Annotated in this window: 17 protein-coding genes and 1 pseudogene; 13 read left to right on the top strand and 5 right to left on the bottom strand. The window is 59.4% G+C overall.

Translation table 11 applies throughout. The features are described 5' to 3' along the window. Window positions 1-263: 263 nt before the first annotated feature. From gabD to CD175_RS24755, 3 genes are all read left to right on the top strand, one after another. Entirely contained in the window at window positions 264-1,706 is a 1,443-nt protein-coding gene (gene gabD, locus CD175_RS24745; RefSeq protein WP_104450792.1) for an NADP-dependent succinate-semialdehyde dehydrogenase, read from the top strand. 200 nt (window positions 1,707-1,906) lie between these two features. Beyond that, entirely contained in the window at window positions 1,907-3,184 is a 1,278-nt protein-coding gene (gene gabT, locus CD175_RS24750) for a 4-aminobutyrate--2-oxoglutarate transaminase (protein WP_007975624.1), read from the top strand. Between the two features lie 136 nt (window positions 3,185-3,320). Beyond that, window positions 3,321-4,535 carry a response regulator gene (locus CD175_RS24755; RefSeq protein WP_104450793.1) on the top strand — a complete coding sequence of 405 codons (1,215 nt, stop codon included), beginning with the start codon at window positions 3,321-3,323 and terminating at the stop codon, window positions 4,533-4,535. Between the two features lie 102 nt (window positions 4,536-4,637). Here the strand turns inward: CD175_RS24755 and CD175_RS24760 are convergent, their stop codons facing one another. Both CD175_RS24760 and desA read right to left on the bottom strand, forming a co-directional pair. Then, window positions 4,638-5,627, bottom strand: coding sequence for a sensor domain-containing diguanylate cyclase (locus CD175_RS24760; protein WP_104450794.1), 990 nt, complete (start codon window positions 5,625-5,627; stop codon window positions 4,638-4,640). Between the two features lie 250 nt (window positions 5,628-5,877). Then, window positions 5,878-7,062: a delta-9 fatty acid desaturase DesA gene (desA, locus tag CD175_RS24765; RefSeq protein ID WP_095964474.1), complete on the bottom strand. Its 1,185-nt coding sequence runs from the start codon at window positions 7,060-7,062 to the stop codon at window positions 5,878-5,880. 147 nt (window positions 7,063-7,209) lie between these two features. Here desA and dibA point away from each other — a divergent pair, with 147 nt between their 5' ends. The 6 genes from dibA to CD175_RS24795 all read left to right on the top strand — a co-directional run bounded on the left by dibA (window position 7,210) and on the right by CD175_RS24795 (window position 13,582). Beyond that, entirely contained in the window at window positions 7,210-9,129 is a 1,920-nt protein-coding gene (gene dibA / locus CD175_RS24770) for a phosphodiesterase DibA (RefSeq protein ID WP_104450795.1), read from the top strand. Between the two features lie 267 nt (window positions 9,130-9,396). Next, the gene (oscA, locus tag CD175_RS24775) at window positions 9,397-9,579 is read left to right on the top strand and encodes a sulfur starvation response protein OscA (protein WP_007975618.1); all 183 of its coding nucleotides are present in this window, start codon (window positions 9,397-9,399) and stop codon (window positions 9,577-9,579) included. Between the two features lie 114 nt (window positions 9,580-9,693). Continuing rightward, window positions 9,694-10,707 (top strand): sulfate ABC transporter substrate-binding protein, encoded by a 1,014-nt coding sequence (locus tag CD175_RS24780; protein ID WP_102701901.1) that lies wholly within the window; start codon window positions 9,694-9,696, stop codon window positions 10,705-10,707. A gap of 181 nt (window positions 10,708-10,888) precedes the next feature. Continuing rightward, on the top strand, window positions 10,889-11,707 hold the full coding sequence (cysT, locus tag CD175_RS24785; protein ID WP_007972956.1) for a sulfate ABC transporter permease subunit CysT: 819 nt from the start codon (window positions 10,889-10,891) through the stop codon (window positions 11,705-11,707). 12 nt (window positions 11,708-11,719) lie between these two features. Continuing rightward, entirely contained in the window at window positions 11,720-12,589 is an 870-nt protein-coding gene (cysW, locus tag CD175_RS24790; protein WP_007972954.1) for a sulfate ABC transporter permease subunit CysW, read from the top strand. Window positions 12,590-12,592: 3 nt separating this feature from the next. Next, window positions 12,593-13,582: a sulfate/molybdate ABC transporter ATP-binding protein gene (locus CD175_RS24795; protein ID WP_015092978.1), complete on the top strand. Its 990-nt coding sequence runs from the start codon at window positions 12,593-12,595 to the stop codon at window positions 13,580-13,582. An 89-nt stretch (window positions 13,583-13,671) separates the two neighbouring features. Here CD175_RS24795 and CD175_RS24800 read toward each other — a convergent pair whose 3' ends face one another. After that, window positions 13,672-14,196, bottom strand: coding sequence for an Mpo1 family 2-hydroxy fatty acid dioxygenase (locus CD175_RS24800; RefSeq protein ID WP_104450796.1), 525 nt, complete (start codon window positions 14,194-14,196; stop codon window positions 13,672-13,674). An 83-nt stretch (window positions 14,197-14,279) separates the two neighbouring features. Between CD175_RS24800 and CD175_RS24805 the strand changes: the two genes are divergently transcribed. The 3 genes from CD175_RS24805 (at window position 14,280) to CD175_RS24815 (ending at window position 16,555) form a co-directional block, all read left to right on the top strand. Further along, window positions 14,280-14,966, top strand: a complete 687-nt coding sequence (locus tag CD175_RS24805; protein ID WP_104450797.1) for a Crp/Fnr family transcriptional regulator — start codon at window positions 14,280-14,282, stop codon at window positions 14,964-14,966. Between the two features lie 115 nt (window positions 14,967-15,081). After that, window positions 15,082-15,330, top strand: a complete 249-nt coding sequence (locus CD175_RS24810) for a helix-turn-helix domain-containing protein (RefSeq protein WP_104450798.1) — start codon at window positions 15,082-15,084, stop codon at window positions 15,328-15,330. After that, window positions 15,323-16,555 carry a type II toxin-antitoxin system HipA family toxin gene (locus CD175_RS24815; protein WP_104450799.1) on the top strand — a complete coding sequence of 411 codons (1,233 nt, stop codon included), beginning with the start codon at window positions 15,323-15,325 and terminating at the stop codon, window positions 16,553-16,555. The genes CD175_RS24810 and CD175_RS24815 overlap by 8 nt, the downstream gene beginning before the upstream one ends. On the opposite strand, the gene CD175_RS24820 is transcribed toward CD175_RS24815, so the two are convergent. Further along, window positions 16,556-17,560, bottom strand: coding sequence for an AraC family transcriptional regulator (locus CD175_RS24820; RefSeq protein WP_104450800.1), 1,005 nt, complete (start codon window positions 17,558-17,560; stop codon window positions 16,556-16,558). Between the two features lie 100 nt (window positions 17,561-17,660). Between CD175_RS24820 and CD175_RS24825 the strand changes: the two genes are divergently transcribed. Next, window positions 17,661-18,734 (top strand): fatty acid desaturase, encoded by a 1,074-nt coding sequence (locus CD175_RS24825; protein WP_104450801.1) that lies wholly within the window; start codon window positions 17,661-17,663, stop codon window positions 18,732-18,734. Between the two features lie 133 nt (window positions 18,735-18,867). On the opposite strand, the pseudogene CD175_RS24830 reads toward CD175_RS24825, so the two are convergent. Next, a pseudogene (locus CD175_RS24830) lies at window positions 18,868-19,995 on the bottom strand (sulfatase-like hydrolase/transferase); the annotation flags it as partial. Window positions 19,996-20,298 lie beyond the last annotated feature (303 nt).

Consider the following 20,298-nt stretch of genomic DNA (forward strand, 5'->3'; position numbering starts at 1 on the left):
CTACGTTGATCAGAAAATACGGGCAAAAGCGTCGTTTTCGTTCTTTTTTTCGAACAGCCTATTGTCCTTTACCCCCTTTGATCCTAGGATTCGTTTGAGATTTCAAACGCTCTTGTCTGGGTGCTGAACCGCACGAGTTCAATCAGTGCGCTATTTATGTGCTTCAGCCCGGTGAATGATTTCCCTGACGGCAGCCTATCGAGGCGCCTTTCTACAATCATAATTTGCTCCGCGCGTGCGCGGTGCTGTTAAGGAAAGCCGACATGCAGCTTAAAGACACCCAGTTGTTCCGCCAGCAAGCCTTTATCGATGGCGCGTGGGTTGATGCGGACAATGGTCAGACGATCAAGGTCAACAACCCGGCAACGGGCGAAATTCTGGGCACCGTACCGAAAATGGGCGCTGCCGAAACCCGCCGTGCAATCGAAGCCGCTGACAAAGCGCTGCCGGCCTGGCGTGCACTGACCGCCAAAGAACGTGCGAACAAGCTGCGTCGCTGGTTCGAACTGATCATCGAGAACCAGGACGACCTGGCTCGCCTGATGACCCTGGAACAAGGCAAGCCATTGGCCGAAGCCAAGGGCGAAATCGTTTACGCCGCTTCCTTCATCGAATGGTTCGCCGAAGAAGCCAAGCGCATCTACGGTGACGTGATTCCGGGCCACCAGCCAGACAAGCGCCTGATCGTGATCAAGCAGCCAATCGGCGTGACCGCTGCAATCACCCCGTGGAACTTTCCGGCTGCCATGATCACCCGTAAAGCCGGCCCGGCCCTGGCCGCCGGTTGCACCATGGTGCTCAAGCCTGCTTCGCAAACCCCGTTCTCGGCCTTTGCCCTGGCCGAACTGGCCCAGCGTGCCGGCATCCCGGCTGGCGTGTTCAGCGTTGTTTCCGGCAGCGCCGGCGACATCGGCAGCGAACTGACCAGCAACCCGATCGTACGCAAGCTGTCCTTCACCGGTTCGACCGAAATCGGTCGTCAACTGATGTCGGAATGTGCCAAGGACATCAAGAAAGTGTCCCTGGAGCTGGGCGGCAACGCGCCGTTCATCGTGTTCGACGACGCGGACCTGGATAAGGCCGTCGAAGGCGCGATCATTTCCAAGTATCGCAATAACGGTCAGACCTGCGTCTGCGCCAACCGCCTGTACATTCAGGATTCGGTCTACGACGCGTTCGCCGAGAAGCTGAAAGTGGCTGTGGCTAAGCTCAAGATCGGTAACGGTCTGGAAGACGGCACCACCACTGGCCCGCTGATCGACGAAAAAGCCGTGGCCAAGGTGCAAGAGCACATCGCTGACGCCATTTCCAAAGGCGCCACCGTGCTGTCCGGCGGCAAGTCGATGGAAGGCAACTTCTTCGAGCCGACCATCCTGACCAACGTGCCGAACAACGCCGCCGTGGCCAAGGAAGAAACCTTCGGTCCATTGGCTCCACTGTTCCGCTTCAAAGACGAAGCCGATGTGATCGCGATGTCCAACGACACCGAGTTCGGTCTGGCCTCGTACTTCTATGCTCGCGACCTGGGCCGTGTGTTCCGTGTGGCTGAAGCCCTGGAATACGGCATGGTCGGCGTCAACACCGGGTTGATCTCCAACGAAGTCGCGCCGTTCGGCGGCATCAAGGCTTCGGGCCTGGGCCGTGAAGGCTCCAAGTACGGCATCGAAGATTACCTGGAAATCAAATACCTCTGCCTGGGCATCTAAGCTCGAAGGTATAAGCCCGGAAGAGCATTGCTTCAAGCGCAAAGGGCACGAGAGCGCTGTCCCTTTGCGCCGCTTCAAACCGGAATTTTCTCTGTGGTCGGGAACGCTGTGGCAGTCGATCATCGCATGCTGCCTTAGTTACCTCCCCACCGCTTAATCCTTGAACCACGCCGACCGATGAGCGGCGAATGAGGAATGTAATGAGCAAGACTAACGCTTCTTTGATGGCCCGCCGTACCAATGCAGTTCCACGTGGTGTTGGCCAGATTCACCCGATCTTCGCCGAGTCCGCGAAGAACGCGACCGTGACCGATGTTGAAGGTCGTGAGTTCATCGACTTCGCCGGCGGTATCGCCGTGCTGAACACCGGCCACGTGCACCCGAAAATCATCGCGGCCGTGACCGAGCAGCTGAACAAGCTGACCCACACTTGCTTCCAGGTGCTGGCCTACGAGCCGTACGTAGAAGTGTGCGAAAAAATCAACGCCAAGGTGCCAGGTGATTTCGCCAAGAAAACCCTGCTGGTGACCACCGGTTCCGAAGCCGTGGAAAACTCGATCAAGATCGCTCGTGCCGCCACTGGGCGTGCTGGCGTGATCGCCTTCACCGGCGCCTACCACGGCCGCACCATGATGACCCTGGGCCTGACCGGTAAAGTCGTGCCTTACTCGGCCGGCATGGGCCTGATGCCAGGCGGCATCTTCCGTGCGCTGTACCCGAACGAACTGCACGGCGTGAGCATCGACGATTCGATCGCGTCCATCGAGCGCATCTTCAAGAACGACGCCGAGCCGAAAGACATCGCTGCGATCATCATCGAGCCGGTTCAGGGCGAAGGTGGATTCTACGTCGCTCCGAAAGAATTCATGAAGCGTCTGCGTGCCCTGTGCGACCAGCACGGCATCCTGCTGATCGCTGACGAAGTACAGACTGGCGCTGGCCGTACCGGTACTTTCTTCGCCATGGAACAGATGGGCGTTGCTGCAGACCTGACCACCTTCGCCAAATCCATCGCTGGCGGCTTCCCGCTGGCCGGTGTGTGCGGCAAGGCCGAGTACATGGACGCCATCGCTCCAGGCGGCCTGGGCGGCACCTACGCCGGTAGCCCGATCGCTTGCGCCGCGGCCCTGGCCGTGATGGAAGTGTTCGAAGAAGAGCACCTGCTGGATCGTTGCAAGGCCGTTGGCGAGCGTCTGGTAACCGGTCTGAAGGCCATCCAGGCCAAGTACCCGGTGATCGGCGAAGTCCGTGCCCTGGGTGCGATGATCGCTGTCGAGCTGTTCGAAAACGGCGACAGCCACAAGCCAAACGCCGCCGCTGTGGCATCGGTTGTGGCCAAGGCTCGCGACAAGGGCCTGATCCTGCTGTCCTGCGGCACCTACGGCAACGTTCTGCGCGTCCTGGTACCGCTGACCTCGCCGGACGAGCAACTGGACAAAGGCCTGGCGATCATCGAAGAGTGCTTCGCCGAGCTGTGATCACTTAGTGTGACCTGATCGACAAAAAGCCCGCTTCGGCGGGTTTTTTCATGCCCCTGGAAACACATCCCGCGCATTAACGCTGTATCGAATGGCCCGCATTGGCTAAGGTTCCTGCATTGCCAGGGAGAGCTGTATGACAACTGTCATTTTACCCGCGGTTCCGAGAGTACTGATCGCCGAGGCCGACCCCTGGTCCCGGGACCTGCTCAAGGAAGTGTTGTTGAACGTACGCTGCGATGCGCGGCTGGATTTGTGCGCCGATGGCCAGCAGGCGCTGGAGCTATTGGCTGCCAACCCTTATGACCTGGTCATCGCCGATTGGGAGTTGCCGGGTGTCGATGGCCTGAATGTCTTGCGCAACATCCGCCAGCGCAAACGCAACCCGCCGCTGCCCTTCATCCTCATGAGCAGTCGCAACGACAGTGCCAGCGTGCGCGAGGCCTTGCCACTGGCGCCGGCCGCGTACCTGACCAAGCCCCTGAATATGGAAAGCCTGACCCATCGGTTGCAGGGGTTGCTGCTGCACGCAGGGGAAGAAGTCTCGTGCGAAGTGCCGGCGCTGGCGCCGGGCATGACGTTGTCGGTGTTTCTGGAGCGTCGACGGGAATTGGCCGACGGCGCGCCGCTGATGACCGACGTGCAGGTGGCGGTCAAACGCAGCCTCAATCCCAATGGCCTCGACCTGACGGTGCTGGAAGACGAAATCCGCACCGATCCGCAGGTCACGGCTGTGCTGATTGCCGCTGCCAACAGCGCGGCTCAGCACCGCGGCGCGGGCGTGCAAACCCTGTCCCAGGCACTGCATCGCCTGGGCACCGGACAGAGCATGAACCTGATTCTCGGCCTGGCGCTCAAGCGCAGTGCCCGGCTCAGCGATCCGCAATTAGCCGACTATGCCGAGCGTTACTGGGAGCTGTCACTGCACACTGCCGAGTACGCACGAACCCTGGCGCGCTTACTCGATCTGGATCAGGAGCGTTGCTATTGCGCCGGCATGTTGCATCGTCTCGGCGATCTGGCATTGCTGCGCTGTCTGCAGGAATGGCAACAGGCTGGCGGCGCACTGGACGAGTTGGAAGAAGTGGGTGAGGCGCTGGTTGAATATGGCGCGGCCTATGGCTCGGCCCTGCGTACACGCTGGCGCCTGCCGCTGGAGTTGCGGGAGCTGATTGCGGCGGCCTACCAGCTCGGTGGCGGGGTTTATTCCCGCGAAGCGCTGGTGATGAACATGGCGGCGCAGATGGCGCGCCTGACCGAGCATGAGGGCATCGAGGAACTGGCCAAGAGCCGGACGGCGCGGTTGCTCAAGATCGGCTTGCCGGAGCTGATGCGGTTGCGCAAGAAGTAAGCTCCCTCTTACCCTTGTAGGAGCTGGCTTGCCAGCGAAGGCGGTGTATCTGACACACACCGGGTTGTATGGATCGCTGGCAAGCCAGCTCCTACAGGGGCCTCAGGCAGTGACAATCCGGTTCTTGCCCTCGCGCTTGGCCTGATACATCGCGGCATCCGCCCGGGAAAACAGGTCCTCCACGTTTTCGTCCGAGGCGCTCAGGCTGGTCAGGCCCTGGCTGACAGTGATGCCGAACGTCCGGCCTTCATGGTTGAAACTCAACTGCTGAATCTGCCGATGCAGGCGTTCAGCCACTTGCAGGGCCATTTGGGGCGTGCACCCGGGAAACACCGCAGCAAATTCCTCACCGCCTATGCGCCCGAACAGGTCGCGACGGCGCAGAGCTGCGCGGCCGCTTTCGGCAATGCGTTGCAGCACGTTGTCGCCTTCCTGGTGACCGTAGGTGTCGTTGATCGTTTTGAAGTCATCAATGTCCAGCATCAGAAACGACAGCGGCTCGCCCTGTTGCCGGGCGTGTGCGAACTCGCGGTGAGCGCATTCGAAGAAATGATGGCGATTGCTGCTCTGGGTCAGGGCATCGGTGGTGGCCAGGCGATGCAGTTCGGTTTCCATCTGCTTCTTGTGGGTGATGTCTTCGGCAAAGCCGACGATGATCACCGGTTGCCCCGGCTCGGCCTGGCGATTGATGAAGCATTTGTCGCTGAGCCAGCGCACCTGGCCGTCGGCGGCAATGATTCGATACTCGCGGTCTTCGACGGCGCCTTTGTCCAGCACTTCGGCCAGGCTGCGTTCGGCGTAGTCGAGGTCGTCAGGGTGAATGCTGTCGCGCCATTGATTGCAGTCGGCCAGCAACAGATCGGCTGAACGGCCAAAGATCCGTTCATAGGCCGGGCTGACGTAAAGCACCCGGCGGGTTTCCCAATCGAATGCCCACAGCACCGCGTTGACGCTTGCCAGCAAGGTGTTGAACAGCTGTTCCCGTTCGGTCAGGCGTGCGACTTCGCCTTGGGCGTGCATCAGCGCCATCAGGGTCTGCGCGGCCTCGGGGCAATGTGACGGAGATGAGTCTTGCAGGTTCTTTTGGGCCATCGACACAAATCTCAAAGGGCATGCCGCATGATCGATAGCGGCCAACACCAAGCCCGCCGGGGATGGCGAAGTGTCTTTGAGATAAGGGTTTCAAGATGAAGTTCCCGCCTTTTGTGGCGAGGGAGCTTGCTCCCGCCGGGCGGTACGTTCAGTTCAGGATAACGCGGGCTGGTAGGAGCCCGGCTTGCCGGCGATAGCGTTTTCCAAGGAGCTATCGCCGGCAAGCCGGCTCCTACAGTGAGGCTTCCGGTCAGACGGCGGCAGGGCGCAGGGAGTAGGTTTTCAACTGATCGGCGAAGTCGCGCAGGGATTGAATCCCGCTGGCTTCGGCTTCGTGCACCCAATCCTTGATCGCCGCGAGCATGTCGTGGCCATTTGAGCTGGTCTTGACCCAGATCTGTTGCAGGGCCAGGCGTTTCTCGTAGATTACCTTCAGTGCCTGACTGTGCTCGAGCATGTTCTGGATGCGTACATGGTGCTTGTCATCCAGCAGGCTGGTCTCTCGCGAAAGCAGGCGTTTGGCCCGGTGGAACTGGTGACGTACCGAGTGATCGACCTTTTCCAGCTCTTGCTTGACCAGCGGGCCGATCACCAATTTGCGGTACTGGGCCATGATCTGGAAGCGGTTGTTGAGGATCGCCATGGCGGTGTCCATGTCCAGGTTGCCCTTGCCTTCTACGCGATGGGCAATCGGCGCAACCCGTTGAACCTTGGCCAGGCGCAGGAAGCTGAAGACTTTGATCCAAGCCCAGCCGAGGTCGAATTCCCACTTCTTCACCGACAGTTTTGCCGAATTAGGGTAGGTGTGATGGTTGTTATGCAGTTCTTCGCCGCCAATCAGGATGCCCCATGGCACCAGGTTGGTCGCCGCATCGCGGCATTCGAAGTTGCGGTAGCCGATGGCATGGCCCAGGCCATTGACCACGCCGGCGGCCCACACCGGGATCCACATCATCTGGATGGCCCAGATGGTGATGCCGATGGTGCCGAACAGCAGCAGGTCGATAACGGCCATGATCGCCACACCCAGCAGCGGGAAGCGGCTGTAGAGGTTGCGCTCGATCCAGTCTTCGGGGCAGTTCTTGCCGTAGATGCGCAGCGTCTCGGGGTTTTCCGCTTCGGCGCGGTACAGCTCGGCGCCTTTGCGCAGCACCGTGGACAGCCCCTTGATGACCGGGCTGTGCGGATCATCGACGGTTTCGCATTTGGCGTGATGCTTGCGGTGGATGGCCGTCCACTCGCGGGTGTTCTGCGCCGTGGTCAGCCACAGCCAGAAACGGAAGAAATGCTTGAGGCCCCCATTCAGCTCCAGGGAGCGGTGGGCCGAGTAACGATGCAGATAGACCGTAACGGCGATGATCGTGACGTGGGTCATCAGCAGGGTGACTGCTACCAGTGACCAGGCCGACAAGCCAAGTAAACCTTCGTACCACATAGGCTGTAGGGCCCTCGATAAAGAAAAAAACAGCCGTTGCATTATCACTAAGCCCACACAGAAAACCAGTCGCCCTTTCAGATAAGAGTGGCTGGATGTGTCTTTAAACTATAATTCCAACCTTTTCGTATGGACATGGATTGCCGGATGCTTGCCACCTATCGCGATGCCTTGCGTGCAGCGCTGCTCTATCTGTTGCTTTCTGTGGTTTGGCTGCAGATCAGTGGCTATTTATTAAACAGTTTCTTCGATAGCTCGGAAGAGCTATTGCGGTGGCAACTGATCAACGGTTATGCCTGGGTGGTGCTAAGTGCCGGGTTGATCTTCATCGCCCGTGCGCGACTGCTTCGTTGCCTCGGGGTTGGCGCCAAACTGCGTGAGCGTAGCGAAGATCGCGAGCGCTTGCGTCAAGCCGCCGCTGTGTTCGACTGCACTCGCGAAGGGGTGTTGGTCACCAATTGCGAAGGCTTGATTGTCCATGTCAACCGGGCGTTCATGGAGATCACCGGCTATCAAAGTGAAGAAGTCCTGGGCCAGCGCCCCAGTCTGTTCAAGTCTGGCCGTCATCCAGCGGATTTCTACCGGGCCATGTTCGCCACGCTCGACAGTGCGGGGGAGTGGAGCGGGGAGATCTGGAACCGCCGTAAAAGCGGTGAAATCTACCCGCAATGGCAGACTATCCGCGTCATTCACGACGATCATGGGCGACGTAACCAATACGTGGCAGTTTTTTCCGACATCAGTGCGATCAAGGACTCCGAGCATGAGCTGATGCACCTGGCTCACCACGATCCGCTGACCGATCTGCCCAATCGGCTGCTGTTCACCGACCGAGTCGAGCAGGCCCTGACATCGGCGCAGATCCACAAGCGTGGCTGCGCGTTGCTGATGATCGATCTGGACCACTTCAAGATGATCAACGACAGCCTCGGGCACACCATTGGGGATCATTTGCTCAAGGCCGTAGCCGGGCGCCTGAAAGGTATGTTCGACCCCGGTATTACCCTGGCTCGGCTGGGCGGCGACGAGTTTGCCGTGCTGGCCGAATGCTGTCCGCAGCTGGTCCAGGCGGCTGCGCTGGCGCAACGGATCATCAACGGACTGAAAGAGCCGTTTGCTATCGATGGACATCAGTTGTTCATCAACACCAGCATTGGCATCAGCCTGTTCCCCAGCGATGCCTTGAGCGTTGAACAATTGTTGCGTAACGCCGACTCGGCGCTGTTCAAGGCCAAAAGCACCGGTCGCAATGACTACGCGCTCTACACCGAAGAATTGACCGCCCATGCTCAACAAAGGGTCGAGATCGCCTTCGAATTGCGCCGTGCCCTGGACCAGCAGGAATTGCAGGTTTATTACCAGCCGGTACACGACCTCAAGACCAGCCGCCTGATAGGTGTCGAGGCGCTGGTGCGTTGGCAGCACCCGCAGCGGGGGCTGGTGTCTCCGGCGGAATTCATTCCGGTCGCCGAACGAACCGGTCTGATTGCCGAAATCGATGCCTGGGTCATGGCGCAGGCGTGCCGGCAGATGTGTCAGTGGCAGCGGGACGGTGTGGTGCTGTCGTTTGTGGCGGTCAACGTTTCTTCGCGCCTGTTCGCCCGTCGCGAGTTGTATCAGCAGGTGGCGCAGGTGCTGCACGAAACCGGGTTGGAACCGGCCTGTCTGGAACTGGAAGTGACCGAAAGCGCGGTGATGGACGATCCGGAAGTCGCGCTGGAACAAATGCATCGCCTGCGCGAGTTGGGTGTACGCCTGGCCATTGATGACTTCGGCACGGGTTACTCATCGCTGTTGCGGCTCAAGCGCCTGCCGGTGCAAAAACTGAAAATCGACCAGGGTTTCGTCGCCGGATTGCCGTGGGACGAGGATGATGCGGCGATCTCGCGGGTGATCATCGCCCTGGCCCAAAGCATGGGCATGCAGGTTCATGCCGAAGGGATCGAGCAGGTCGAACAGGCGGCTTTCCTCCTCGAACAGGGCTGTGATCTGGGGCAGGGCTACTGGTTCGGTCGGCCGCTGCCGGCGGCGCAGCTGGATTGGATGCATGTGCCCGTCGTCCACTAAAACGATACCTGTAGGAGCTGGCTTGCCAGCGATAGCGGCCTTGGGTCTACGCAATATTTGAGGTCCCCTCGCCGGCAAGCCGGCTCCTACTGGTCGTCTTTGCCCCTTTATCCCTCGCAAAGCCTTGTCCCGCCAGATAATGTTTTCTGGTTATATAAACATTCTTAAATAGTCTTTTTAAGAATATCCAGACCTCACTAGTATTGCTCCCAAGCCGCAAGCAGTGCCGACACTGCGAGGCAATCTCTCAGTTGAAGGAGCAGCAACATGAGCGCATCCCTGCGTAGCGTCGACGGTCAAGACGAAGCCACCATCCTGCGTGAAATCCAGAGCGCCCTGCGCGACCTGCGGTTTGGTGCCGTGGAAATCACTGTGCACAACGCGCAGGTGGTGCAGATCGAACGCAAAGAAAAATTCCGTTTGCAGCAGCCAGGCAACAAGCCGGGCTGAAGTGGATCGCAGCCTCTGTAGGAGCTGCCGAAGGCTGCGATCTTTGAACCGGCAACGCGATTCCAGAAATCCATAAAAAAAGCCAACAAACCAAGAATTCCAGGAGCTTTCACCATGTCGTCGATTCGTCATTTCGCTTTGGCCGCCCTGGCTAGCGCCCTTTTTGCCGGTTCCGCAGTTGCCAAGGACTACGAACTGCTCAACGTGTCGTACGACCCGACCCGTGAGCTGTACCAGGACTACAACGCCGAATTCGTGAAGTTCTGGCAAAAGGAACATGCCGGCGACACCGTGAAAATCCAGCAATCCCATGGTGGCTCGGGCAAGCAAGGCCGGGCGGTGATCGATGGCCTGCGCGCCGACGTCGTGACCCTGGCCCTGGCCGGTGACATCGACGAAATCGCCAAACTCGGCAAGACCCTGCCGGCGGACTGGCAAAAGCGCCTGCCCGACGCAAGCACGCCTTACACCTCGACCATCGTGTTCCTGGTGCGCAAGGGCAACCCTAAAGGCATCAAGGACTGGGGTGACCTGGTCAAGAATGACGTTTCGGTGATCACGCCGAACCCGAAAACCTCCGGCGGTGCGCGCTGGAACTTCCTCGCGGCCTGGGCCTATGGCCTCAAAGCCAATGGCGGTGACGAAGCCAAGGCCAAGGAGTACGTACAAACCCTGTTCAAGCACGTGCCTGTGCTGGACACCGGCGCTCGCGGCTCGACCATTACCTTCGTCAACAACGGCCAGGGCGACGTGTTGCTGGCCTGGGAAAACGAAGCCTTCCTGGCCCTGAAAGAAGAGGGCGGCGCCGACAAATTCGACATCGTCGTGCCTTCGCTGTCGATCCTCGCCGAGCCACCGGTGGCGGTGGTCGACAAGAATGCCGAGAAAAAGGGCAACGAGCAGATCGCCGAGGCCTACCTCAAGCACCTGTACAGCCCGGCCGGCCAGGAAATCGCGGCGAAGAATTTCTATCGCCCGCGTGACAAGGACGTGGCCGCCAAGTACGCCCAGCAGTTCCCGAAACTGGAGCTGGTGAGCATCGACAAGGACTTCGGCGGCTGGAAAACAGCACAGCCGAAATTCTTCAACGACGGCGGGGTGTTCGACCAGATCTACCAGGCGCAGTAATCTTAAATAGCCATCAATGAGCACCCATGCAGTCAGCCTGGGTGCTTAACCTGTGGGAGCGAGCCTGCTCGCGAAGGCGGTGTTTCAGTCGACAGGGATGTTGACGGGTACTCCTCCTTCGCGAGCAGGCTCGCTCTCACAGGGATGGTTTTAGCGGAACGCTTTTTAACCAAGGACTTTTATGTCGCGTCGTATCTCCCCCGTCATACCCGGCTTCGGGCTGACGCTGGGCTACACCTTGGTGTACCTCAGCCTGATTGTGCTCATACCACTGGCGGCGATGTTCGTGCATGCCGCTCAACTCACCTGGGATCAGTTCTGGGCAATCATCTCGGCGCCACGGGTGCTGGCGGCGCTGAAGCTCAGTTTCGGCACAGCCCTGTGTGCCGCAATCATCAACGGCATCATCGGCACGCTGCTGGCCTGGGTATTAGTGCGCTATACCTTCCCTGGACGAAAAGTGATCGACGCAATGATCGACTTGCCGTTCGCATTGCCCACGGCGGTGGCCGGTATTGCACTGACAGCGTTGTACACCCCTACCGGTCTGGTCGGTCAGTTTGCAGCGGATCTGGGTTTCAAGATCGCCTACACCCCTCTGGGCATCACCCTTGCCCTCACTTTTGTGACACTTCCATTCGTAGTACGTACCGTACAGCCAGTATTGGCGGACATTCCTCGTGAAGTCGAAGAAGCAGCGGCGTGCCTGGGGGCGAAGCCATTGCAGGTTTTCCGCCATATCCTGCTGCCGGCACTGCTTCCGGCATGGCTGACCGGTTTCGCGTTGGCCTTTGCCCGCGGGGTTGGCGAGTACGGTTCGGTGATTTTCATCGCCGGCAACATGCCGATGAAAACCGAGATTCTGCCGCTGCTGATCATGGTCAAACTCGACCAATACGATTACACCGGCGCTACCTCCATTGGTGTACTGATGCTGGTGGTTTCCTTCGTCCTGTTGCTGCTGATCAACTTGTTGCAGCGACGCATCGAAACCCCATAAGGAGGCGCACCCATGTCCCAATCGTCTATTGCTGCCGCCTCCTCGAACGCTGCCCGCCGTGGCAGTGCGACTTCGCGGCGAATCCTGATCGGCCTTGGCTGGCTGATTTTTGCCCTGTTCCTGCTGCTGCCGCTGTTCATCGTGGTGTCCCAGGGCCTGAAGCTCGGCCTCGGTGCGTTCTTCACCGCGATCTTTGAGCCGGACGCGCTATCGGCACTGAAACTCACGGTCATCGCCGTACTGATTTCGGTGCCGCTGAACCTGGTGTTCGGCGTCAGCGCCGCGTGGTGCGTGAGCAAGTACTCGTTCCGCGGCAAGAGCATGCTGGTGACGCTGATCGACCTGCCGTTCTCGGTGTCGCCGGTAATTGCCGGTCTGGTCTATGTGCTGATGTTCGGCGCCCAGGGCCTGTTCGGCCCATGGCTGCAGGATCACGACATCCAGATCGTCTTCGCCCTGCCGGGCATCGTGTTGGCGACGATTTTCGTCACCGTGCCGTTCGTGGCCCGCGAACTGATCCCGCTGATGCAGGAACAAGGCACTCAGGAAGAGGAGGCCGCGCGTCTGCTCGGCGCCAATGGCTGGCAGATGTTCTGGCACGTCACCGTACCCAACATCAAATGGGGCCTGATCTACGGCGTGGTGTTGTGTACTGCGCGGGCCATGGGTGAATTCGGTGCGGTGTCGGTGGTTTCCGGGCACATTCGCGGGGTGACCAACACCCTGCCGTTGCACGTCGAGATCCTCTACAACGAATACAACCACGTGGCCGCGTTCGCCGTGGCGAGCCTGTTGCTGATCCTGGCGCTCTTCATCCTGCTGCTCAAGCAGTGGAGCGAAAACCGTATTAACCGCCTGCGCGCCAGCGCCGCGGAGGAATAATTCATGTCGATCGAAGTGCGTAACGTCAGCAAGAATTTCAACGCGTTCAAGGCGCTGGACAACATCAGCCTGGACATCCAGAGCGGCGAACTCGTCGCGTTGCTCGGTCCGTCGGGCTGCGGCAAGACCACGCTGCTGCGGATCATTGCCGGCCTGGAAACCCCGGACAAGGGCAACATCGTGTTCCACGGTGAAGACGTTTCCGGCCACGACGTGCGGGATCGCAACGTCGGTTTCGTGTTCCAGCACTACGCCTTGTTCCGTCACATGACGGTGTTCGACAACGTCGCGTTCGGCCTGCGCATGAAGCCGAAAAACCAGCGTCCGAGCGAAAGCCAGATCGCAACCAAGGTTCACGAACTGTTGAACATGGTGCAATTGGACTGGTTGTCGGATCGCTACCCGGAGCAACTCTCCGGCGGTCAGCGTCAGCGCATTGCCTTGGCGCGGGCGCTGGCGGTGGAGCCGAAAGTGCTGCTGCTCGACGAACCTTTCGGCGCCCTCGACGCCAAGGTTCGTAAAGAGCTGCGCCGCTGGTTGGCGCGTCTGCACGAAGACATCAACCTGACCTCGGTGTTCGTGACCCACGACCAGGAAGAAGCGATGGAAGTTGCCGACCGTATCGTGGTGATGAACAAGGGCGTGATCGAGCAGATCGGCTCACCGGGCGACGTCTACGAAAACCCGGCCAGCGATTTCGTCTATCACTTCCTCGGTGATTCGAACCGCCTGCACCTGGGCGAAGACAACCACGTGCTGTTCCGCCCGCACGAAGTGTCGCTGTCGCGCCATGAACTGGAAGATCACCACGCGGCCGAAGTGCGCGATATTCGTCCATTGGGCGCGACAACGCGGGTGACGCTGAAGGTCGAAGGGCAGAGCGATCTGATCGAGGCCGAGGTGGTCAAGGATCACGACAGCCTGATCGGGTTGGCGAAGGGTGAAACGCTGTTCTTCAAGCCGAAGGTCTGGCAGAAAGTCGCCAACATCTAAAGCCAAAGCTTCGCGAGCAGGCTCGCTCCCACAGTGGATTTGTGAACTACGCAAATCAGTGTGGGAGCGAGCCTGCTCGCGATTGCTATCTAAACAGCAGCACGCTTCGGATTGACGCGCACCCCACCCGCCCGCGCCTCGATCTGCTCTTTGAGCTCATGCCGCATCCCCAGCATGAACGCCAGTTCCGCCACCACAAACAACGGCCCGACAATCAATCCGGTCACGTCATCGACAAATGCCGGTTTGCGCCCTTCGTAGTGATGGCCGACAAACTGGATCGCCCAACCGATCACGAACATCGCCACGCCGCTGCCCAGCCAGACCAGCGTGCTTTGCTGTGCCAACGCATGACCGGCCCAGACACTCAGCCCGAGCAACAGGGACATCAACACGCCCAGGCGCAATTCCAGGCGCAGGTAAAACCACGCCGATGCCAGCGAAACGAGCACCGCCGGTGACAGCCACACGCCACCCAGCGACCACTGCGGGCGAGACAGCAACACCGCGACGGCGACCACGATCAGTGGAATGCCGATAAAGTGCGAAGCAATATTGCGCGGGTCACGGTGGTAGGCGGCGTATTGACTGAGGTGGTCGACGAGGCTTTTCATTGTTGTTCTCCTGTGGGGTGAATGATCATGCCCCGGGGTCACTTCCCGCTCTGTCAGCCAGGCGACAATCTCTAGGAGTTTTCATGGATATGCAGGTCTGGCGCCCTCGTCTGATGAGTGGTCAGTGGTTCAGCCATTTGCCTGTTTCCCTACAGGATAGCCTGCTGTCGGCGGCAAGGCTGCGGCGCCTGTCGCCGGGCCAGCGGCTGTTCAAGCGCGGCGATCCGCCCTGCGGCCTGTACGCGGTGCTTGAAGGCGCGGTACGCGTCGGTGCGGTGAGCGAGCAGGGCAAGGAAGCGTTGCTGAGTCTGGTGGAGCCGCCGCACTGGTTCGGCGAGATCTGCCTGTTCGATGGCCAGCCACGCACCCACGATGCCTACGGCGTGGGCCAGTGCACACTGCTGCACATTCCCCAGAACACCTTGCTGACGTTGCTCGACGAGCATCCGCATCACTGGCGGCAACTGGCGTTGTTGATGAGCCAGAAACTGCGCATGACCTTCATCAACCTCGAACAACTGAGCCTGCTGCCGGCCCCAGCACGGCTGGCGCACCGCTTGCTGATGATCGCCGAAGGCTATGGCGAGACCGCCCCGCCGCGACGCGTCCTGCAACTGCCCCAGGAGCAGCTTGCCGCCATGCTGTCGCTGTCGCGCCAGACCACCAACCAGATTCTCAAGGAGTTGCAGGGGCAGGGGGTTATCGGACTGAGTTACGGCGAGATCGAAATCCTCGATGCTGCTCGTTTGCGGGTTTTGGCGATGGTGTGATGCCTGATATGGGCGTCAGCAAATGTAGCTGGACTTAAATCATGATCTGCATTAAATACAATGCATAATTGTTGATTCGATACAATATGCATTGTATATGATGCATGGTGGTGAAATGGAAAACCTTGGCAAGCTGATCCGAACGTTACGCAAGGAGAGAAAACTCTCCCAGCAGGCATTGGCACAGCAGTACGGAATGAGCCGGGCGACGATCTCCGGCATTGAAAACAACACGCTCTCCGAAATTGGATTGCGCAAGGTTGAGGCGATTCTCAACGGCTTCGGTTATGAACTGACAGCAGTGCCGCGACAATCGAAGCGGCCGACGCTGGACACCCTCAAAAAGGTAGATTTCCATGGATGAGCCGCAGGAAAAGGATCGACTGGCTATCAGCGTTTCCAACAGTGCGGTGGGAGTCCTTGGTCGTGGTCAGTCTCCCGTTGATAGCGTGTTTGCCTACGCCGAAAACGCGTCAGAACAAAACGCCGTCTCGCTGACCATGCCGGTGCGGCTGGAGAGTTACGCGTGGGAATCGGGCGTTCCACCGGTTTTTGAAATGAATCTGCCTGAGGGAGCCCTGCGTGATGAATTGACTCGTCGCTTCAGCAAGGCCGTCCGAGGGTTTGACGATTTTTCGATGCTTGCCATTGTCGGCCCGCACCAGCTCGGAAGAGTCGGCATTTCAAAGGCGCAGGATCCGGGAGACCAGCCACCTGAAACCAGCCTGGCGGACCTTCTTGTACATGATGGCGCGCAAGGTCTGTTCGAAGACCTCTTACAGACCTATGGCCAGTATTCGGGTGTTTCCGGCGTGCAGCCGAAGGTACTGGTGCGTGACAGCGCGTCATCCATTGATCGGCTGTCCCATCGGGGGGCCACGCATCTGGTCAAAACCTTTCGTCCAGAGCAATACCCGGAACTCGCCGCCAATGAATACTTCTGCATGCGGGCGGCATTGCATTCGGGTCTTGAGGTGCCGAAGTTTGAACTCAGTGAGCACGGCAAGTTTTTGATCGTAGAACGCTTCGATCTGAATGAAAAAGGTTACTTGGGGTTCGAGGACTTCTGCGTGCTCAATGCCTGGCCATCAAAAGCCAAATACGATGGTTCATACGAAGGTGCGGCCAAGCAGATCAAGGCCTTTGTTTCTCCGCCTTTGCTCAATCAGGCACTTGAGTCGTTTTTCAAAATCGTCGCGCTGTCATCGGGTTTGAAAAATGGCGACGCGCACCTCAAGAATTTTGGCGTTCTGTACGAAGACTGTGGTGTCGATGCGCCAATCAGCCTGGCACCTGCCTACGACATCATCACCACGTCGGTCTACATCAAGACCGATAGCATGGCGTTGTTACTGGGCGGATCGAAGGCGTGGCCCAAGTACAAAATGGTGATGCGATTTGGTCGCTCCGCCTGCAATTTGACCGAGGGGCGCTGCAACGAACTGCTGCAACAGGTCATCCATGGGGTGGCAGTGGCGATGGGCGAGATGGGCCAGTACATGAAGGCAAACAGTGCCTTTGCCGAGGTTGGAGAGGCGATGCTGGAGCAGTGGAACGAAGGTATGGCACGCAGTCTGGTCAAAGACTGATCACCGTAACCCATCCCGAAACTGCCCCGGCGTCATCCCGGTCCAGCGCTTGAATGCGCGACTGAAGCTGCTGGTATCGGCAAACCCGAGCAGGTAACTGATTTCGCTCAGCGACACCTGCGGGTCCCGCAGGTGCAATAGCGCGAGGTTTTCGCGGCTTTCATTGAGCAGCGTATCGAACCGGCAGCCCTCATCCGCCAGGTGCCGTTGCAGGCTGCGCAGGCTCAGGTGCAGGGCCTTGGCGATGTGCTCGGCGCTGGGTTCGCCTTCGGGCAGTTGTTCTTCAATGGCGTCGCGGACCTTGCGCTCCCACGTCAGCGGCTTGAGTTGCGCCAGGGTGCGCTTGAGCACGGTTTCGTTGTGTTCGGCCAGTTCCGGGTTGGCGTCGTCCAGGTGGCTGTCGAAGTCGACGAGGGCAAATTCCAGTCGGTCTTCGTCGGCACTGAAGTGCACGGGCGAGCGAAAGACTTTATGCCATTGATGCGCGTCTGCCGGCTCCGGGCGGCGCAGGAAGGTCGCCAGCGGTGCGTATTCACGGCCCAGGCGATTGCGGCAGGTGCGCACGTAGATCGCCATGAACGCATCGATGGCTTCGAAGGCGGGGGCGGGATTGCCAGCGGGGATTTTCAGACGGAAACGGTAGCGATCCTCGGCGCGGGTCAGTTCCAGCTCCAGGGCATCGCTGACCACCTGGTGATAGCGCACGATACGTTCGAACACCTCCCGCAAACTGCCGCTGGCCACCAGGGCATAACCCAGCGCATGGAAGGTGGTCGGGCTGACGAAGCGCGAAACCCGCAAGCCGATCGCCGGGTCGCCGCTGGCCTGCACTGCCAGATTCCACAGGTGTGTGGTGCCCGACAGTGGGTAGCGCGCGTTCGGGTCGTCCATCAGTTGCGGGTCGAGCCCCGATTGCTGGCACAGGGCGGTGCTGTCAATGCCAAGGGCATCGAGTTGCTTGCGCAGGGCGCGGGTCCAGCTGGCGAGGGAGGTGGGTTCAGTCATGCTGATTGGCGCTTCCAGTCAACAGGTTGGCGTTCACGGCTACCGCATTGCGAGGTTCCGCAAGGCAGGATGCAACCATCAATAACCAGAGGATGGAAGCATGGACCGTACTTCTGCAAGCCCCCAACGACTGAATGCAGCCCAACGATCAGCCCATATCCGTGAAGTGGTGCTGGCCAGAGGCGTCGAATTGCGTGAGCAATACCCGATTCTCAAGCACCAGGACGCCCTCGGCGCAGGCATTCTGACCTTCGCCATCGCCGGTATGGTCGGTTCGGCGGCGCTCTACATGACCGGGCACATGGCCTGGTGGGCGTGCCTGCTGCTCAACGCTTTTTTCGCCTCGCTGACCCATGAGCTGGAACACGACCTGATCCACAGCATGTACTTCCGCAAGCAGAAAGTGCCGCACAACCTGATGATGGGATTGGTGTGGCTCGCCCGGCCGAGCACCATCAACCCCTGGATTCGCCGCCATCTGCACCTCAATCACCACAAGGTGTCGGGTTCTGAGGCCGACCTGGAAGAGCGCGCCATCACCAACGGCGAGCCTTGGGGCTTCGCACGTTTGTTGATGATTGGCGACAACATCATGTCCTCGGTCATCCGCATGCTGCGCGCCAAGACCTGGGCCATGAAGTTCAGCATCATCAAACGCACGCTGAAGGTCTACGCACCGCTGGCGCTGATGCATTGGGGCGCGTGGTACGTGTTTCTCGGTTTCCACGCAGCGAACGGCGTTGCGCACCTGATGGGCGCACCGATCGAGTGGTCGGCGACGACGTTGTCGGTGATGCAGGTCATCGACATCGCGGCCGTCGTGATCATCGGCCCGAACGTGTTGCGCACCTTCTGCCTGCACTTCATCAGCTCGAACATGCATTACTACGGAGACGTGGAGCCGGGCAACGTGATGCAGCAGTGCCAGGTACTCAATGCCCCGTGGCTGTGGCCACTGCAGGCGTTCTGCTTCAACTTCGGCAGCAGCCACGGGATCCATCACTTTGTGGTGAAGGAACCGTTCTACATCCGCCAGTTGACCGTGCCGGTGGCGCACAAGGTGATGCGCGAGATGGGTGTGCGGTTCAATGATTTCGGTACGTTTGCGCGGGCTAACCGGTTTGAGCGCAGGGACGAAGCGGCGGTAGAAGAAGTGCGTGCCGCCAGGGCTTGATGGGTTGTCATCAAGGGCCTCATCGCGAGCAGGCTCGCTCCCACAGGGGATCTCCGTTGTTCACAAATAATGTGTTCACCAAAGATCAAATGTGGGAGCGAGCCTGCTCGCGAAAGCGTTGTATCAGGCAACATCAATCCGGCTGAAACGGCGACTCACTCAAGATCACCCCGGTCTCATCCACATACTGCTGCCAATGCTCGATCAAGGCGCTGAGCCGCTGCGGCTGGCTCGACGCCAGGTCATGAATCTCCCCCGGATCATTGCCCAGGTCATACAACTGCCAGGTCGCCGGCCCCACCGGTCCCGGGATGTACACCGCCTTCCATTGCCCCTGGCGGATCGCCCGCCGACCGAACAATTCCCACCCGGTCACGGTGTGCTCGTCATGCACGTGCGCCGTCTCGCCCGACAGGAACCCCAGCCACGACTTCCCGCGAACTGGCGCCACGGGTTTGCCGTGCCATTGCTTGCCCGGATGGCGCACACCGGCCAGGTCGAGAATGGTCGGCGTGATGTCCATCACCGTGCCAAACCCATGGCTGATCTGGCCCTTGAGCGGCAGCTGCGGGTAATGCACCAGCGCCGGCACGCGAATCCCGCCTTCGGTGGTGAAGGCTTTGAATAACCGCGACGGCGCGGTCGCCACTTGCGCCCAGTTCGGCCCGTACCAGACGTAGGAATTGGCCCGGCCGATGTTGTCCAGGCTGTTGTCGTAATGCTGGTTGAGATAGGTCAGCAACTGCGGGCCGAATTTCGGGAAAGCCTCCAGCAACGCCCCTTCGGCACCGTTATCGGACATGAACAGGATGAAGGTGTTGTCCAGTTGTCCCTGCTGGCGCAAGTAATCGACGACACGTCCGATGTTCCAGTCCATACGCTCGACCATCGCCGCATAAACTTCCATGGCCCGCGCAGAAATCTGCCGCTGTTCATCACTCAACGCATCCCACTGTGCGCTCAGCTGGATCAGTGGATGCGGCTCGACATCGGCCTCGATCAATCCCAGCTTCTTGAGTTTTTCCAGACGTTCCAGCCGCAGCACCTCAGGGCCGGCGTCATAGCGCCCGCGGTATTTTTCCACCACCTCGGCCGGTGCCTGCAGCGGCCAGTGCGGTGCGGAAAACGGCAAGTAGGCGAAGAACGGCCGGGTCTGGTCGCGCTCCTTGAGGTATTGCAGCAGCTTGTCGCCGAAGGCGTCGGAGGAATAAAAATCCTTCGGCAGTTCGTCGATGAACCGGTCGTCTACGTAAGGGTAAGGTACCTACCTATGGACATTCTTGGATCCTCTGTCCAGCTGGGGTATTGGGACTGCATCATATGTCCATGGATACCAATTTTTTCTTGTGTAAAACGGTGTTTTTTGTCCATAGAGGGGAGCCGACAGCATTCGGAAATAATCCTACTTCGTGAGGTTCCCCGTTCTCCCTTTATCTTTTTGAATCCTGTCAGCAGTTTTCAGGCATACCGACAATGAACAATAGGTGACAGAAGAGCCCTCACAAAAACACATCCAAGGCGCAGGTAAATTGAAACACCTCTACAGCCGCTTCAATTAGTGCTC

It is taken from the genome of Pseudomonas laurylsulfatiphila, from assembly GCF_002934665.1.
GTDB lineage: Bacteria > Pseudomonadota > Gammaproteobacteria > Pseudomonadales > Pseudomonadaceae > Aquipseudomonas > Aquipseudomonas laurylsulfatiphila.

Excerpts from the sequence above, each read along its gene's own strand:
- gabD (WP_104450792.1), top strand. The coding sequence starts at position 264 with ATGCAGCTTAAAGACACCCAGTTGTTCCGCCAGCAAGCCTTTATCGAT.
- gabT (WP_007975624.1), top strand. The coding sequence starts at position 1,907 with ATGAGCAAGACTAACGCTTCTTTGATGGCCCGCCGTACCAATGCAGTT.
- CD175_RS24755 (WP_104450793.1), top strand. The coding sequence starts at position 3,321 with ATGACAACTGTCATTTTACCCGCGGTTCCGAGAGTACTGATCGCCGAG.
- CD175_RS24760 (WP_104450794.1), bottom strand. The coding sequence starts at position 5,627 with ATGGCCCAAAAGAACCTGCAAGACTCATCTCCGTCACATTGCCCCGAG.
- desA (WP_095964474.1), bottom strand. The coding sequence starts at position 7,062 with ATGTGGTACGAAGGTTTACTTGGCTTGTCGGCCTGGTCACTGGTAGCA.
- dibA (WP_104450795.1), top strand. The coding sequence starts at position 7,210 with ATGCTTGCCACCTATCGCGATGCCTTGCGTGCAGCGCTGCTCTATCTG.
- oscA (WP_007975618.1), top strand. The coding sequence starts at position 9,397 with ATGAGCGCATCCCTGCGTAGCGTCGACGGTCAAGACGAAGCCACCATC.
- CD175_RS24780 (WP_102701901.1), top strand. The coding sequence starts at position 9,694 with ATGTCGTCGATTCGTCATTTCGCTTTGGCCGCCCTGGCTAGCGCCCTT.
- cysT (WP_007972956.1), top strand. The coding sequence starts at position 10,889 with ATGTCGCGTCGTATCTCCCCCGTCATACCCGGCTTCGGGCTGACGCTG.
- cysW (WP_007972954.1), top strand. The coding sequence starts at position 11,720 with ATGTCCCAATCGTCTATTGCTGCCGCCTCCTCGAACGCTGCCCGCCGT.
- CD175_RS24795 (WP_015092978.1), top strand. The coding sequence starts at position 12,593 with ATGTCGATCGAAGTGCGTAACGTCAGCAAGAATTTCAACGCGTTCAAG.
- CD175_RS24800 (WP_104450796.1), bottom strand. The coding sequence starts at position 14,196 with ATGAAAAGCCTCGTCGACCACCTCAGTCAATACGCCGCCTACCACCGT.
- CD175_RS24805 (WP_104450797.1), top strand. The coding sequence starts at position 14,280 with ATGGATATGCAGGTCTGGCGCCCTCGTCTGATGAGTGGTCAGTGGTTC.
- CD175_RS24810 (WP_104450798.1), top strand. The coding sequence starts at position 15,082 with ATGGAAAACCTTGGCAAGCTGATCCGAACGTTACGCAAGGAGAGAAAA.
- CD175_RS24815 (WP_104450799.1), top strand. The coding sequence starts at position 15,323 with ATGGATGAGCCGCAGGAAAAGGATCGACTGGCTATCAGCGTTTCCAAC.
- CD175_RS24820 (WP_104450800.1), bottom strand. The coding sequence starts at position 17,560 with ATGACTGAACCCACCTCCCTCGCCAGCTGGACCCGCGCCCTGCGCAAG.
- CD175_RS24825 (WP_104450801.1), top strand. The coding sequence starts at position 17,661 with ATGGACCGTACTTCTGCAAGCCCCCAACGACTGAATGCAGCCCAACGA.